At 70.2% G+C, this 14934-nt stretch carries 14 protein-coding genes; 10 read left to right on the top strand and 4 right to left on the bottom strand.

Features of this window, described 5'->3' with window-relative positions; genetic code table 11:
• The first annotated feature begins 19 nt into the window (after positions 1–19).
• The 6 genes from DFR69_RS09785 to DFR69_RS09760 all read left to right on the top strand — a co-directional run bounded on the left by DFR69_RS09785 (position 20) and on the right by DFR69_RS09760 (position 4211).
• Positions 20–325 (top strand): PE family protein, encoded by a 306-nt coding sequence (locus DFR69_RS09785; RefSeq protein ID WP_110037158.1) that lies wholly within the window; start codon positions 20–22, stop codon positions 323–325.
• The gene (locus DFR69_RS09780) at positions 322–1302 is read left to right on the top strand and encodes a PPE domain-containing protein (RefSeq protein ID WP_110037157.1); all 981 of its coding nucleotides are present in this window, start codon (positions 322–324) and stop codon (positions 1300–1302) included. The genes DFR69_RS09785 and DFR69_RS09780 overlap by 4 nt, the downstream gene beginning before the upstream one ends.
• Positions 1299–2090 (top strand): ESX secretion-associated protein EspG, encoded by a 792-nt coding sequence (locus DFR69_RS09775; protein ID WP_110037156.1) that lies wholly within the window; start codon positions 1299–1301, stop codon positions 2088–2090. The genes DFR69_RS09780 and DFR69_RS09775 overlap by 4 nt, the downstream gene beginning before the upstream one ends.
• Positions 2091–2131: 41 nt before the next feature.
• Positions 2132–2461, top strand: coding sequence for a WXG100 family type VII secretion target (locus tag DFR69_RS09770; protein ID WP_110037155.1), 330 nt, complete (start codon positions 2132–2134; stop codon positions 2459–2461).
• A 32-nt stretch (positions 2462–2493) separates the two neighbouring features.
• Entirely contained in the window at positions 2494–2787 is a 294-nt protein-coding gene (locus DFR69_RS09765) for a WXG100 family type VII secretion target (protein WP_022567327.1), read from the top strand.
• Positions 2788–3014: 227 nt separating this feature from the next.
• Positions 3015–4211 carry a hypothetical protein gene (locus DFR69_RS09760; RefSeq protein ID WP_110037154.1) on the top strand — a complete coding sequence of 399 codons (1197 nt, stop codon included), beginning with the start codon at positions 3015–3017 and terminating at the stop codon, positions 4209–4211.
• Here the strand turns inward: DFR69_RS09760 and DFR69_RS09755 are convergent.
• The 3 genes from DFR69_RS09755 to DFR69_RS09745 are packed head-to-tail and all read right to left on the bottom strand — an operon-like array spanning position 4180 to position 8803.
• Positions 4180–7947 (bottom strand): WXG100-like domain-containing protein, encoded by a 3768-nt coding sequence (locus tag DFR69_RS09755; protein WP_110037153.1) that lies wholly within the window; start codon positions 7945–7947, stop codon positions 4180–4182. The genes DFR69_RS09760 and DFR69_RS09755 overlap by 32 nt on opposite strands.
• A 22-nt stretch (positions 7948–7969) precedes the next feature.
• Positions 7970–8455 (bottom strand): YbaB/EbfC family nucleoid-associated protein, encoded by a 486-nt coding sequence (locus DFR69_RS09750; RefSeq protein WP_110037152.1) that lies wholly within the window; start codon positions 8453–8455, stop codon positions 7970–7972.
• A gap of 33 nt (positions 8456–8488) precedes the next feature.
• A complete protein-coding gene (locus tag DFR69_RS09745) occupies positions 8489–8803 on the bottom strand; it encodes a hypothetical protein (RefSeq protein ID WP_110037151.1) in 315 nt (104 codons plus the stop codon).
• Between the two features lie 159 nt (positions 8804–8962).
• On the opposite strand from DFR69_RS09745, the gene DFR69_RS09740 reads away from it, so the two are divergent.
• Positions 8963–9658: a hypothetical protein gene (locus DFR69_RS09740; protein ID WP_208643943.1), complete on the top strand. Its 696-nt coding sequence runs from the start codon at positions 8963–8965 to the stop codon at positions 9656–9658.
• Positions 9655–10182, top strand: coding sequence for a hypothetical protein (locus DFR69_RS09735; protein ID WP_208643942.1), 528 nt, complete (start codon positions 9655–9657; stop codon positions 10180–10182). The genes DFR69_RS09740 and DFR69_RS09735 overlap by 4 nt, the downstream gene beginning before the upstream one ends.
• Before the next feature lie 67 nt (positions 10183–10249).
• Here the strand turns inward: DFR69_RS09735 and eccE are convergent, their stop codons facing one another.
• Positions 10250–11989 carry a type VII secretion protein EccE gene (gene eccE, locus DFR69_RS09730; RefSeq protein WP_110037150.1) on the bottom strand — a complete coding sequence of 580 codons (1740 nt, stop codon included), beginning with the start codon at positions 11987–11989 and terminating at the stop codon, positions 10250–10252.
• A gap of 200 nt (positions 11990–12189) precedes the next feature.
• On the opposite strand from eccE, the gene DFR69_RS09725 reads away from it, so the two are divergent.
• Positions 12190–13317 (top strand): RNA-guided endonuclease InsQ/TnpB family protein, encoded by a 1128-nt coding sequence (locus tag DFR69_RS09725; protein ID WP_110037537.1) that lies wholly within the window; start codon positions 12190–12192, stop codon positions 13315–13317.
• A gap of 106 nt (positions 13318–13423) precedes the next feature.
• Positions 13424–14932 (top strand): type VII secretion protein EccB, encoded by a 1509-nt coding sequence (gene eccB, locus DFR69_RS09720; protein WP_110037149.1) that lies wholly within the window; start codon positions 13424–13426, stop codon positions 14930–14932.
• Positions 14933–14934: the final 2 nt, after the last annotated feature.

Genomic DNA, 14934 nt, shown 5'->3' with positions numbered 1-14934 from the left:
ACCACGACAGGAGCGACAGATGAGCAATACCTTCGAATTCGATTCGACCGCGGCGAGCAAAGCCGCGGCCGCGCTGGACGGCATCGCCGACCGGCTCACCACCGAGCTGACGGCGGTCGCGCCGGCCCTGCACGTGGCGCCCGCGGGCACCGACGAGGTCTCGGCACGCGCCGCGACCACGGCCAACGGTGTCGCCGACGACTACCTGACCGGCGCCGAGGCGGGCGCGCACGAGATGAGCAAGCTCGCCGCCACGCTGCGCGCGCAGGTCAGCGAGTTCGACCAGATGGAAACCGACAACACCAGCGGCTTCAACGGACGATGATCGAACCACCGCAGCCCGGCTTCACCGGAGTGGTGTGGGAGGCGCGCGAGCCCGACAAGCTCGCCACCGACCTCACCACCGGTGCCGGCCCGATGCCGATGGCCGACGCGGCCGCCGCCTGGACGCGGCTCGCCGCGGCCTTCGGCGCGGCCGTGCTCGACTACGAGCAGGTGCTGCAGACCTTGCGTGGCTCCTGGAAGTCCGGGAGCAGCGAGCAAGTGTGGGAACGTATCTCGACGCTGCGGGAATGGCTGATCGAGACCGCCGCCGCCGCGACCGCCAACGCCGCGCGGCTGCAGGCACAGGTCATGGCCTACGAGGTGGCGGCGCTGGCCATGCCCAATACCGCCGACATCGCCGCCATCACCGCGATGCAGCAGGCGCTGGAGCAGGTGGGCACCGCTCTCGGCGCCCCGATCAAGGCGATCGCGGCGCAGACCGACGCCGAGGCCGACGTGGCCAAGGCCGTCGCCTCCCGGGTGATGCGCAGCTACGAGGCCGCCACCGAACCGCTGGCGACGCCGTGGCTGCACGCGCCGCCGCCCTCGATCGCGCCCGAAGCCGCGCTGGCGGGCGAGCAGTCCGGGCAGAACGCCGCCACGCCGACGCCGGGCGCCGCGGCCATGCCGGGCCTCGGCGCGATCGGCCTCGGCGCGCTGCCCTCGATGCCCGCTCCTGTGCAAACCGCTTATCGCGCACCCGTTTTCGTCCAGTCCGCCACGGCGGTCGGCACCACCACCGCGCAGCCGACACCCGTGGCCACCCCGGCAGGCCAGGCGGCGCCGCTCGTTCCCGGTGCCATGGCGCCCGGCGCGCAGGACTCCGCCGCCCGCTTCCCCCGCGCGGGCATCGCCTACGAGGAGTCCGACCAGCTGGTCGCCGAGGGCGAGATCCAGGCCGCGCCCGCCGTGCTCGGCGTCGCCGAGCGCAGCGCGCCGCAGACCGGCGGCACCGCCACCGCGGAGGGACGACCATGACGACCCTCACCAACGACTCGCTGCTGGCCGTCGCCGACCGGCTCGGCGTGCAGACGCTGCCGCTGGTCCTCGCGGTCGGCCCGCAGCAGGACACCTTCGACGCCTGGCGCGCGGCCAGGGACGCCGCTGTCGCCGAACTCACCACCCTCGGTGTCTTCGACGCCTACGGCGACGTCGAGCCCGAACTCGCCGACGCCCTCTACACGCTGGCCCAACCCGACGCCGAGCTCGTCGCGCGCAGCTACGGCGAGGAGGACCGGCGGCGAATCTGCCTGGCGCGCCGCGGTTCCGGCCATGCCAGCGCCGTGCGCACCGGCGCCACCTTCGAGATCAGCACCGACTCCATCGACGGCTCCGACCGTGAACTCGCCCGCCTGCTGCTCGCCGCGCTGCCCAGCTGCGCGCCGGCCGAGGTGGCCGCGGTGAGTGTCGCTGCCGACGACCTGGCGGCGCGCCTCGACGCCGCGGAGACCACTTCCCAGTACGTGGACGCGATGTACGCGCTCGGTATCGACGCGCACCAGGCGACCGTGCTCGGCGCGGCCTTCGGCAGCTGCCGTGGCTACACCGAGATCGTCGCCCAAGTCCACCACGACGGGCTGACCACCCGAGCCCCTGGCGCGGTCGCGGTGTACGACACCGCGCGCGGCCGGATCGTCGTAGCGCCGATGACGGCGCCCGACGGGCAGGTGTGGTCGACCATCACGCCGGGCACCGACCACCGCCTGACCCAGGCTGTCGGTGCGCTCCTCGAGGGGCTTCCCGGTGGGGGGTGGCGGCCCGAGTAGCCATCCTCCGTTTCAACCATCAAGTAAGAAAGGTTCGGCACATGCCCCCTCAGGGACCAGTAGGTGTAGAAGCAGGCGGCGTAGACGGCGTCGTCTCCAAGCTCGAAGGCACCATCAACAACCTTCGTACGTCGGTCGGCCAGATCGACGACGCGGCCCAGGCCGTGCTCCGTGGCTGGAAGGGTGACGCTTCCGACGAGTTCGTGAAGGTCGCCCAGGCCTGGCACGACGAGGCCGACGCTCTGAACAAGAAGTTCGACCGCCTCACCGAAGCCGTGAACACCGGTAAGTCCACCCTGGTGAACATGGACGGCCAGGGCCTGTCCGGCGGTGGCTCCACCGGCGGTGGCGGCGGCTACACCAACCTCTGACCGCGCATCAGACACGAACAGGAACTGAGCTCATGACCATTCTTTACGATCCCGCGGCGATGAACGAGCTGTTCAGCGACCTGCAGACCTACGGCGGGAAGATGAAGGGCGAAATCGACGAACTCGAGGGCGCCGCTTCGGATTTCCGCAACAACCTGCAGGGTGACAACGCGATCTCGAACTTCGACACCGCGCACAAGAACGTCACCACCGAGCTGACCGACACCCTCGACAAGCTCGACAAGCTCGCCGCTCAGGTCGAGTCCGCGCTCAACCGCGCGCTCGAGGCCGACGGCAAGGTCGGCGACGGTTTCGCCGACTTCTGAGTCAGCGTCGGCGCGCTCGAGCGCGGGCCCTGTGGCCCAACGAAAACGGGGCGAGACCTGTGCCTTCGGCATCCGGCCTCGCCCCGTTTTCATCGGCCGGCCACGGTCACCAAGCGAGCCGATCACCCGAGTGTGATCTGTTGGGACCGGGTATATTTCGCAGAGGTCAGCAGCTCTGGACAGGCGCGGGGCTGCTGTGAAAGTGGTGTGCGTCGAGGAGTGAGTGCGTGGGCGAGGAAGCGATCCCGGACCGGCCGTTCGCCCTCGGCCCGCGGGCGCCGGAAACCGCCGTGCCTGCCGATCCGGCGCGGGAGATCACCGAACTGGCGTACCGGATCGCCAGGCAGACAGCGGCACTCGGCCCAGCGGGCTGGCGGAATCTGACCGCGGTGTTCGCGCTGACCGTCGAGGCGGAAGTGGTTCACCTGCTGTTCGAGGACGCGCAGGGTGCGACGGTCCGTGCGCAGCCGAACAAGGTCATCCTCGACGCGGTGCGCGAGCACCGCGGACTGTCGGCGGGCTACGGTGACGGGCCGTGGTGGCGGCTGGTGATGACGATGAGCAGCACCGGCGAACTCGAGGTGGATCACGACTACGGCGATGAGCCGTTCCCGGCGGACCAGCTCTTCGAGCCGCGCGCCTACCTGGCCGACCTCGCGGTCCATCCGCGTCGGCGGCTGCCGGTTTGGCTGGCCGCGTATCTGCACCACGGCGGCAGACAGCTGCGCGGGCCCGGTGCCGCGGCACGGCTGGCGCGCACCGAAGCCGCCGCGGGGGTGCGGGCCACGGTGTCGGAGTTCGACTTTCCGCCGTATCCGGTGATGCGGGCGCGCTGGGCGGTGATCGCGGCCGCGTTCGTCGCCGCCGGGTCCGCCAAGGGACCGCGGATGCTGCCCGCGCTCTGCTGGTTCGAGGGTGGTTCCGCCAGCGGTTCGACACTGTACGAGGTGCCGGGCGGCCGTGCGGTGCTCTCCGGCGGAGTGTGGAACGCGATGGCCCTCGACGCCGCCTACAACGAGGGTGCCGAACTTCCCGCGCTGTATGCCGGCGCACCCGAGTGGGTGGCCGATCCGGTACTGAACACCCGGGCGGGGAGCGGTCTGCTGTCGTTCTGCTACTGGTGGGAGGACGGTGCGTGGTACCGCGGCGAGTCACCCGCCGCAGATCATCTCGCCGAAGCCGTGCCGGGCATCTGGACGGCCGACACGACCGCCAGGGTGGTCGCGGGCGTCCCCGGCACCGAGGCGAGCGAGCGACGGCGCGCGGCCGCCCGCGCGCTGGTCGACGCCGCCGAGCACGGCATCGCTACCCGCGCGGGGATCGTCGAGATATTCGGTGACGACGGCACCTTCGACATCGATTCGGCGATGTACCAGCTGACCCTGGCCGGCGTCACCGCCGCGGCGGAGCGAGCAGCCCTCTGAGCGCCGGGTCGTAGACGATCACCATCCGATGGTCCGGTCGCGGTGCGGAGAAGGAATCCATCTTGTCCTTGTTCAGGACATTGCTCGCGCCCGCGTCGATGGTGTAGTCGTAATCGTTGTTGCCCGCGCCAGGAAACTCCGTGTATTCCTCGATGCGGAACGGCGGTCGGTTGTCGTAGTGCTCGAGCAGTGCTGTCCACAGCTGGTCGCCGTCGATGTGGCCGCGATCGCCGGGGAAGCCCTTGCTCGGGTCGGCGGCCTCGGACTTCATGTCCCACTGCAGTTCGATGCGGCCGCCGGGGGCGAGGGTGCGCTCCAGATTCGCCGCGATGGACAGGTAGGCCTCGGGCGGCAGCTTGGCGCTGACATTGTTGACGAAGATCCGGCCGACACCGCCTGCGGTCCCGTCGCCCAGCACGTGTCCGCCGCCGAGCATGTCGCCGAAGACCAGTACGGTCCCGGGTTCGGTCAACGGACCGGGATCGAGAATGCCCAGGCTGCGCCTGCGCTGGCTGGGAATCGCGAAGGATTCGGCGAGTTCGGTCTTCACGACCAGCCCGCCCCCGGTGCGATCGGCGGGCGGCGTCATCTCGACACCGAACGCGCTGCGACCGACACCCACATCGACGGTGTGCCCGTTCGGCACGCCGGTCGGTGGCCGGTGCACGAGCTCCACCCGCTCGTTGTTCGCGCCGAAGACGTACTGCTCCAGCGGAAGCCGATGCAGGGGCCGGGGCCGGGGAATGATCTCCACGGCCGAGAGGCCGTGCACCGGTTCGTGGATCATCACGGTGTACTCGATATTGATCCCGTTCGCGGCGGCGGCGCGGTTCGCCCGGTCGACGCTGTGCAGGAGTTCGCTCATCGAGCCGGCGGCGCCGTCGGTTTCGAGCCGCCCGGTGCCGTGCTCGAGGACGGCCGCGAACCGATTCGGCGAGGACGCCAGTGTCTGCGCCGCGTCGTGCATGCGCTGGAACGCGTCGGGACCGATGGCCGTGCGGAAGGGCTCCGGCATCGCGGTGTGGAACCGGTCGATGGCTTCGTGCAGGTCGCGGCCGCGCTGCGCCGCGGCCGGATTCGGATCGTTGATGGCGACGTTGAGTGGATCCAAGGCCGCCATCAGGTGCGCGGTCGGCACGTGCCTGCGGGCCTCACGGAAATTCGGGTTCTCGAAGATCGGGTCGAAGATGCGCCGGGCCAGTTCCTCGCGCATCCGGGCGTCGAGGCCGTGCCGTTCGTTGGCGACCAGGTCGCGCACGTGCTCGCCCGCGGCCAGCTCGTTCAGTGTCGCCAGGTGCGCGGTGCTGCCGCGATCGTATTCGGCCGCGGTGAGCGATTCGCTGAAGATCGGACGGTGCTCGGTCAGGCCCGAGCGCTCGAGCGCGTAGCGGTGCGCGAGAGCCGGATCGTGCCCGCTGAGGAGCTGCTCGGCGGTGCTGCCTGGCCGCAGGTCGAGGTGTCCGGCGAGATCGGCCAGATCGCGGCGCAGTCCGGGGAGCTGGTCGGCTCGCGCGGGATCGATGGTGGCCGCGTCGATCTTGTTGAGCAGCACACGGACTTCCGCGAATCTGCCGCCGAGGTGATCGGTCAGGCGATCGGGGCTTTCCCGCACGGGATCGATGATGATCTCGGGTTCCTGCGCGAGCCGGATCTCGGCGATCTCGTGCGCGATACCACGGACGACATCCTGGTCCCGCGCGCGCGGTGAGACGTGCACGTCGTAGCCGGTGCCGTCGGGGCGGCCGCGGAACTCGGCGACGGCGCCGCCGGTCGTCGGTTCGGCCGTGACGCTGATGTCGCGGCCATCGGGCAGGAGGAAGCGCTTGGTGTCGCGATTCCACGCCACGTCCTCCGGGGTGATGAGCGCGAGGCTGTCCTCCACCACATGGACGACTTCGCGCGTGGTCAGATCCGGCTGGTTCGGCGGGCGCGCCTCGCCGTGGAACTCCGCGACGCTCGCGGCGGACCCGCCGTGCGGCTCCAGCGCGACGCCCGGCCGCGTGCCCGGCTCGACGGCCGGCGGCGCGGGCCGGGCCGCCGTCTCGCTCCGGACGAGCTCGGTTTCGGTACGGGGTCGTTCCGCTACCGCCGGTTCCTTCGGCCTGCCGGGCTCGCTCGCGCCCGGCGCGGTGGCGCGGGCCTGTTCGGTGCCGGATTCGGCGCGGCGCTGCTCGCCAGCAGGCTCGGCCGCCCGGTCCTTCGACGTTGCCGTGAGATTCGAGGTGGCACTGTGCTGTTCGGCGAGCCCGGCCCTGGTCTTGCTCTTTCCGGCGGCGTCCCCGGTGGCCGCACGTTCACCGGTTCGCGCTTCCGGTGCCCCAGTCGCAGCGCGCTCGCCGGTAGCCGTGCGTGCGCCCGAATCCGACGCGCGCACCACGGATTCGGCCGCCCGCGTGGTCGAGCCCTCGGGCCGGGCGCCCGAGTCGGCGCGGCCCTGGGTCTCGGCCCGCATCGCCGCCTCGGACGGGCGCGCCGTGGCACCGTCGCGTGGCGCGGCGCCGGAGTTGTTCCATTCCGTGCGCAGCTGTTCGAGCCGGGCGACGTGCTGGTCGCTGTAGCGGCCCTGCGAGTCGATCTTGACGTCGTTCGCGCGCTGGAAGACATCGCGGGCCCGGTTCTGCTCGGCCCCCGGTTCGAAGCGGTCGGGATGGGTTTGCTTGGCCAGATCGTGGTAGAGCTGCTTGCCCTCGCGCACGGAGGCCTCGGTGACGATCGGCGCCTTCGCCGCCGACGCTGCGGCCGGTGACATCCTGGGCGCGTCCATGGTCGGCGCGTGCCCGAGGCTCGCGCCGGACCGCACACCGTGCGCGCCGCCGAGTGCCGCGCCGACGACGACCAGCTTCGGGTCGAAGGTGGTGTCGATCTTGTTCGCGTCGAAGTAACCGTGCGCGAGCTGGTCGCCGACCTGCCACGCCAGTCCGCCGCCGTACATGCCGAGCCCGCCTGCGGCACCACCGGTCACGCCGCTGAGCAGCCCGCGCATGGCGGGGCTCATGCCGGTGCGGCCGAGCAGCTTGTGCATCCCCATGCCGACGGGCGCGCCGACCACACCGCCCGCGCCCCATTCGAATCCGGTGCGCAGGTTCTGACCGAGGTCGAACGAGTCGCGGTGCCCCATCCCGAGCTGATACGCCTGGATACCCCCGTCCAGGCCCATCCCCATGCCGCCCGCTTTCAGGCCGGCGATGGTGATCTGCTTCAGATACGGCTTGAGCAGATTGCGCAGGCCGACGCGGCCCGCCTCCAACGCCAGCTGCTGGAGGCCGCGGGTGGCGGCCGCCCCCACGGCGGTCCGGCCCGCGGCCAGCGCCAGCGGCACCCCGGCCGACCCCCACGGCCAGGCGGCGATCAACGCGTAGACGGCGTAGGCGGTGATGAGGGCGAAGCTGCCCTCCATGATCTTGGTGTACTCCAGCTGGGTTCCGCCGTTGCGGGTGTAGGTGCCCAGTTCCTCCAGCGCCTTGGCCAGCTCGTCCACGGAGTTCGGGCCGGCGAACAGCTTGTCGAACTCCTTCTTGACCTCGACCGCGCCGTCCCCGCTGTAGAACTTCGCGGTGGCGTCGGTGGCGGCGCGCAGGTCCGGCTCGAGCTGGCGCAGTTCCTCGGCGGCCTGCTTCCACGCGTCGCCGAGGGCGAACAGATCGTCTTCGTCGCCCTTCGGATACGCGGTGCCGAAATTGAGTGCCTGCAGGATCCAGCCGGGGACCAGATCGAAGACCGAGGCTAGACCCGACACCGGCCACCTCCGCCGACCGCGATCACCAGGCCGACTCGTTCGTCGTCGCCGGGTCGTCGGTGAACCGCACCGTGCCGTCGGAAGGCGCGAACAGGCCTTGGCGCGCGCTGGGCGGTGCGACCGGAGCGCGCGGAGGTTCGGGAATCATGTCCTGGACATCGGGAATCCCGGGCAGATACTCCGAGAGCCGGGGGATGCGCGCGGTGTCGGCGCGCAGGGTGTCCAGGAGGTCCCTGGTCTTGCGGTGCATGACGACCGCGGCGTCCTGGGTCGCCGTGGTGACGGCGCGGGCGATCTCCTCGTAGCCCAGCTCGCCGATGTTCTCGGCGAAGCGAACCTCGATCACGACATTCTCCGCGTTGACCGTGACGACGACCCGGCCCGCCGCCGCGGACGCGGTCGCGGTCAGGCGCGACTGTTCGAGCTGGGCGCGCGCGATGGTGTCCATGCCCTCGCGCACGGTGTCGGCCAGATCCTCGAGCCGGCCGTACGCCGCGTCGTTCGCCATGTTCCTCCTGCTCACCCGTCCGGCGTCGACAGGTCAGCCGAGCCCGTCTTTGTTGGCCTGTTCGGCGGTCTGGAATCGGTTGGCGGCGTCCACCAACGCACTCGAATAGGACTGCAACAGGGAGACTTTCGACGCCACGACCGCTTGGAGGTTCTTGTCCGAGGCGCTGTAGCCCTGCTCGCCCTCGGCGAAGCTGGTGCCGAATTCGTCGGCCCCCCAGCGCCCCCAGTGCGCCTGCGAGGCCGCGGCCACCCGGCTGAGGATTCCGTCGATCCGGGTCGCGAGGCCGTCGAGTTCGCCACCGGTGCCGCGCAAGCTGCTGATGTAGACCTCCACCGGATCAGCCATGTCGCACCTCGCTCGTCTGTGTGAACAAGTTTCGATCATTACATGAATTCCGAACCATGCCAACGGAAACGGTCGGTGACGGCCGGGTCGCCGGGGCGGCATGGCATGCTCGGGGCGAGACGGCTGTCGGCGGTGCTATGGTGCGTGGTCGGAGGATGAATGGGTGAGGTTCCCGGAGCCGAACAGGAGCTGCGTCGGCTCGGTGTGCGTCTGCTCGAGCAGGTGCGGGTGATCGCCGCGCACGTCACACCGGACACGGTGGTTCCCGACTCCGCGCTGCCCGACCTTCCGGAGGTCGCCGAATGGACCGAGCCGCCGCGCTACCGGTACACCGTGCGCGTCCAGACCGCCCTCGCCGCGGGTGACTCCGCCGCGGCGGCCGTGCGCCGCGGTGCCGAGGTTCTCGCGGCCTGCGGTTTCGACATCGCCGAGGATCGGCGTGCGGGCACCGTCGCCTCGCGCGTCGTGGTGACGGGCAGCCGGGACGGATTCCTGATCGAGGTGCGGGTGTGGCCGGAGACCGGTGACGTCGTCTACGCGGGTCTCACCCCGACGCTCGCGCTGCGGACACCGGAAGCGCGGCAGCCCGACCCGGTCCGCACCGCCGAGACCGTCGAGCCGGGGCACGTGCTCTGCTACGAATGCGACGGACTCGGCTGGTGCCCGGCGTGCGGGGGCAACGGCTGGGTGCTCGATGACGCGGGCCTGCGGCGACCGTGCCCGGAATGCCACGAGCAGCGGGTCTGCCCGATCTGTCGCGGTGCGGGTCAACTGCAGGTCGCGCGCTTGCGGCCGGCGGAACGGGCCATGTATCCCCAGCTGTCCGACGGTTCGACGGAACAGGGCCGGTCGTGACGGCGCCGCTGCCGCTGGCCAGGACCAATGCCGAGGCGCGCCTGTTCCTGCGGCTGCGGCCGTGCGCGACGTGCGGTTCGCGGCGGTGCGAGTTCGTCAGCTCGGTCATCACCGCGGACGGGCCGGCGAGCAGATACGTGGGACAGTGCGAGTCGTGCGGTGCGCGGCGCGAATATGTGTTCCGGCTGCCGGAGCAGATCCTCCCGCCGCCCGCCGGCGCGGTGCGCTTCGGTGGCGCGGCGGCCTCGCAGTTGCTCGATCCCGGTGAGTGGCTGCGCTATTCACGCCTCTGTGCCGACCAGAGTGCGCCCGGCGGAGCGGCCGCGCGGCACGCCTTGGCGACGGCGCTGGCCGCCGTCGAGGAAGTACTGAAGTTCATCCCGGACTCCGCGCGGTCGGTCCCGGCGTCGGCCTTCGTCTCCGCTGAGGGCCGAGCGCTCTTCGCCGCCGAACCGGGCAGCTTCGATCGCGACCGGCTCGAAGCCGTGCGCGCGCACTACGAGGCGCAGCTCGCCCTGCGGTGAGCTCCATCGCTGCCGATTCCCCGCGGCGAGCCGGGTGGTCTGCGGCCGACCCGGATTCGCCGGAAGGTCACCGGGCCGCCAGTGATTCGCCGATGTAATGCATTTCGTCGGGGGTCGTCACCATCGACACGGTCGCGCTGCCGGTGCTGGTGCGCACCGTGATCCGGTTCGGCGCGTACGGGTCCTGGATCAGCGTCACGTCCGCGGGCATCGCTTCCGGATCGCGCTCGGCGGTGCGGACTTCGACGATGGTCGCGCCGCCGAGGTGCGTGGTGGGGGCGATGCCGTCGAAGACCAGCACTGTCGTGGTCGGGTAGGGGGCGGCGGGCACGGGCGGTGGTCCCGGCGGGGCCTGCGGGGTCGCGCCCGCGGCGCGCGGGGCGATCGAGAGCAGCTGTGGGGTGGCCAGATTGGCGACCATGGACTGCCAGGCCTGCGGGCGCGAGGTGTGCACGACGGCGTGCGCGCCGAGCGCGGTCGCGCGCAGCACCACCTGCTGGGCCAGGTCCAGATTGCCGATCACGTCGACGTGCCGGGTGCCCGCCCCGATCAGCGGGACCGCGATGCCCTGACCCCGCTCGTCCGCGCCGATCAGCTGACCGCAACCGGTGGTGGGCACGGCGATGTCGGTGAGCGCGGTGAGTGAGCCGCGATAGCCGTCGCGGCCGCCGAGGTCGTCGGCGGCGCCGATCGGCAAGGTGTCGAGCAGGATTCGGCGCTGGCTGCCCGGCAGTTCGCGCAGGCCCGCGATCGGCGCCTCGTCGAACGGCTCCACCGTGTCGAACCGGACCACGGCGTTGAGCACCACGGTGCCCGCCTTGTCGTCGGCGCGGCCGTTGCGCCGGGCGCCCGGATGGAGGCGCAGGGTGACGGTGGTCGACAGCGTCGGCAGCGACCAGATCTCGGCCAGCCCGTTGGTGCCGATCATCGGCGCGGTGAGCTGGTAGTGGGTGAGATTGCGGCCGAACTCCGACTCGAGGCCGTGGGCCGACTCGGTCAGCCGCAGCGGGTCGAAGCCGTAGGACAGTTCGCGCACCGCGCTGTTCATCTCGGTCGCGGTGAGCACCGCGGCGTCGATGCCCTGGGTGGCCAGGCGGTTGGCGACCCGGCGGGTCGCGATGATCATCGTGCGCAGCGCGCCGGTCGCCCCGCCGCCGCGCTTGTCGACCGCGGTCGCGTTGGCGACCGGATCCAGGCGCAGCACCAGCCAGCAGGTGCGGTGGGCGATGGCGGGCAGCGGGCCGAGGATCCGGTTGTAGAGGTGTGCGGCGGCGCCGGTGCCCGCGGTGCGCGCGCCGGTGGAGATGACATCGATGCTCACCAGTTCGACATCGAACTGGTCGAGGCAGCGCGCCACTTCGGTGAGCGGCAGCAGCTGGTCGGCACTGAGCGAGCCGCGGCGCAGCAGGGTCAGCGCGTCCGGCGGCGGGTCGATCCGCAGCATGGTCAGCAGCAGGTCACCGTCCCAGCGCACGCCGCAGCCGCCGCCCTCGGGCAGCGGCACGTCGAAGGCGGGCGCCCGGTCCAGGGTGTCGGCGCGGGCACGCAGCCGACGCCCGAACCAGTCACCGATGCGCACCGCCGGTGGCCGCCGCCGGATCGGGACGAGCCCGCTCAGCAGCACGGCCGCGGCGCCCCCGATCGCCCCGTAGACCGAGTCGCTCGTCGCCAGCACGATCCAGGCCACGATCGCCGCGAGCACCGCGACCGGAACGCACGCACGCAGGGGATACATCCGGAACAACCAGAATTCCGGATCACGCAAGGTGTCGTAGGCATTGTCGCCGCCGGTTTGCCCGGCGTTCATACTGTTGTTCAAAATCGTTGTCCCTGCTTGGCATACGTCGAATCATGGTGAAGGACAATTCCGGAATTACGGTACCGTGTCCGACGAGATGGTGATCAAGGGAGCGTAGTAGTGCGCAGACCCCGTCCCGCACGGCGTGGTTCGCACATTCATTCGATTCTGGCAGGGGGGCATGTTAGTTTGCCAACGTGACGAAGGCAGTGAAGCGGGCGTACAAGTACCGCTTCTACCCGACCAGCGAGCAGGTCGAACAGCTCGCGCGTACGTTCGGGTGTGTTCGCTACGTCTACAATCGGGCGCTCGCGGAAAGGTCCCGCGTCTGGACCGAGGAGCAACGGCGGGTCAACTACGCCGATACCTCACTGATGCTCACACGGTGGAAGCGCGACCCGGAAACGCTGTGGCTGGCCGAGCCGTCCAAAGGTCCTTTGCAGCAGGCGTTGCGGAATTTGCAGTGCGCGTTCGACAAGTTCTGGTGCAAGCAGACCGCATACCCGAAGTTCAAGAAGAAGGGCAAGTCGAGAGATTCGGCGACCTACTTCTCGAACTGCTTCACCTACCGCGACGGTCGGTTGAAGTTGGCCAAGCAGTCCGAGCCGTTGAACATCGCGTGGTCCCGGCCACTGCCCGCAGGGGCGGTGCCGTCTCAGGTCACTGTCTCCAAGGACACGGCGGGCCGCTATCACGTCTCGATCCTGCTGGAAGACACTGTCGTCGAGCACGAGCCCACGGAGACGACGGTGGGCGTCGATGCGGGGATCACGTCCCTGTACACATTTTCGACCGGGGAGAAGGTGCCCAACCCTCGGCACGAAAAGCGCGACCGTGTCCGCCTGGCGAAGGCGCAACGGTTGCTGGCGACGAAACAGGAGGGTTCGGCGAATCGGGCGAAGGCTCGGTTGACGGTGGCTCGCATTCATGCACGCATCGCCGATCGTCGCCGCGACCATCTGCACAAGCTCTCGACTCGACTGGTGCGCGAGAACCAAGTGATCGCCATCGAGGATCTGAGCGTGCGGAACATGGTGCGGAACCGGTCGTTGGCGCGCGCGATCTCGGATGCCAGTTGGTCGGAGTTCCGGTCGATGCTGGAGTACAAAGCGGACTGGTACGGGCGCACGGTGGTAGCGATCGACCGGTACTATCCCTCGTCCAAGACCTGCTCGACGTGTGGGCGGATCACGGACAAGTTGCCGTTGAACGTTCGCGAGTGGGCCTGCCCGTGTGGTGCGGTACACGACCGGGACGTGAACGCGGCGAAGAACATACAGGCCGCTGGGCTGGCGGTCTTGGCCTGCGGAGATGGTGTGAGACCGTCCCGCAGTTGAATGCGGGAAGGCAACCGTCGATGAAACAGGAACCCTCTGTCGTGAGGCAGGGAATCCCGGTCGTTGTGGTCCGGGCGGAAGTCAACAACGCAGCAATGGAGTCCCTGTGCCGGCACAGCTGACAACCAAGGCCCAGGTCAACGGTTATCGTTTCCTGCTGCGCAGGCTCGACCACGCGCTCGTGCGTCGTGACGTGCGCATGCTGCACGATCCGATGCGCTCGCAGAGCAGGTCGATGATGGTCGGCGCGGTGCTCGGGCTGATCATCGTGGCGGGCGCGGCCATTCTCGGTTTCCTCAAACCCCAGGGCGCTATCGGCGACGCCTTGATCGTCACGGGGAAGCAGAGCGGCGCCATGTATGTGGTCGTCGAGGCCAAGGAGGGCGAGAAAACCCTTCACCCGGTGCTCAATCTCGCCTCCGCGCGGCTCATCGCCGGTGACGCGCAGTCGCCGAAATCGGTGAAGGACGACAAACTCGGCTCGCTGCCGCGCGGCCCGCTGCTCGGCATTCCCGGTGCCCCGGCCGCGATGCCCGGCTCCAAGCAGGGCTCCAGCTCGAACTGGACTCTGTGCGAGACCACCCAGCTCTCGGCCGCGGGCAGCGCGTCCAGCACCGGCGGCGGCATCACCACCGCCATCGTCGGCAAACCGGAGACCGGTGACCGGATCGGCCCCACCGGCGCCGACGATGCCCTGCTGGTGCGCCACGACGACAAGACCTACCTCGTGTACCGGGGGACCAGGGCCGAGATCGACCCGGCCAACTCGGTGATCGCCCGCACCCTCGGCCTGAGCGGCCAGCAGGCCCGCCCGATCGGCAGCGGCGTGCTCGGCGCGACCACCCAGGCGCCGCCGCTGGCCGTGCCCACGATCGACCGCGCGGGCGAACCGGGCCCCGGCAAACTGTCGAATGTGCCGATCGGCGGCATCATCTCGGTGACCGGCGTCCAGGCCGCAGGCCAGGAGACGATGTACGTCGTGCTCGCCGACGGCGTGCAGCGCGTCTCGGAGTTCACCGCCGACCTGCTCCGCAACGCCGATTCGCGCGGCATGCGCGAGATCGCCGAGCTGGCACCCGACGTGCTCGACCGGATGCCGATGCTGGAGACCTTGCCGATCACCGACTTCCCGGAACGCAAGCCGCGCATCCTCGCCGCCGAGGACGCGCCGGTGGCCTGCGTGAACTGGGCCAAGGACCCGGGTGAGGCCACCGCGCAGGGCAAGACGGTCGACGGCCCCGCCGAACGCGCCACTGTGACGTTGCTGGCCGGGACCAAGTTGCCACTGGCCGATTCGGCCAAGCCGGTGACCCTCTCGACCGCCGACGGCTCCGGCGACCGGATGGACGCGGTGTATCTGCCGCCGACCACCGGCGAATACGTGCAGGTCACCGGCGCCGAGCCGGGCAGCCTCCGCCGCGAGTCGCTGTTCTACGTGGCCGACAACGGGATTCGCTACGGCATCCCCGACGCCGCCACCGCCGCGGTGCTCGGCCTCGGCGACAAGCCGCGTCTCGCGCCGTGGTCGATCATCGGACAGCTCGTCCCCGGGCCGACGCTGTCCGCGAAAGACGCGCTGACCAGCTACGATTCGCTGCCATCGGCCACCAAGTAGCC

Source organism: Nocardia neocaledoniensis, assembly GCF_003182135.1.
Classification (GTDB): domain Bacteria; phylum Actinomycetota; class Actinomycetes; order Mycobacteriales; family Mycobacteriaceae; genus Nocardia; species Nocardia neocaledoniensis.
Note: the sequence above shows the minus strand (reverse complement) of the source record. Positions and strands in the feature narration are given on the sequence as shown.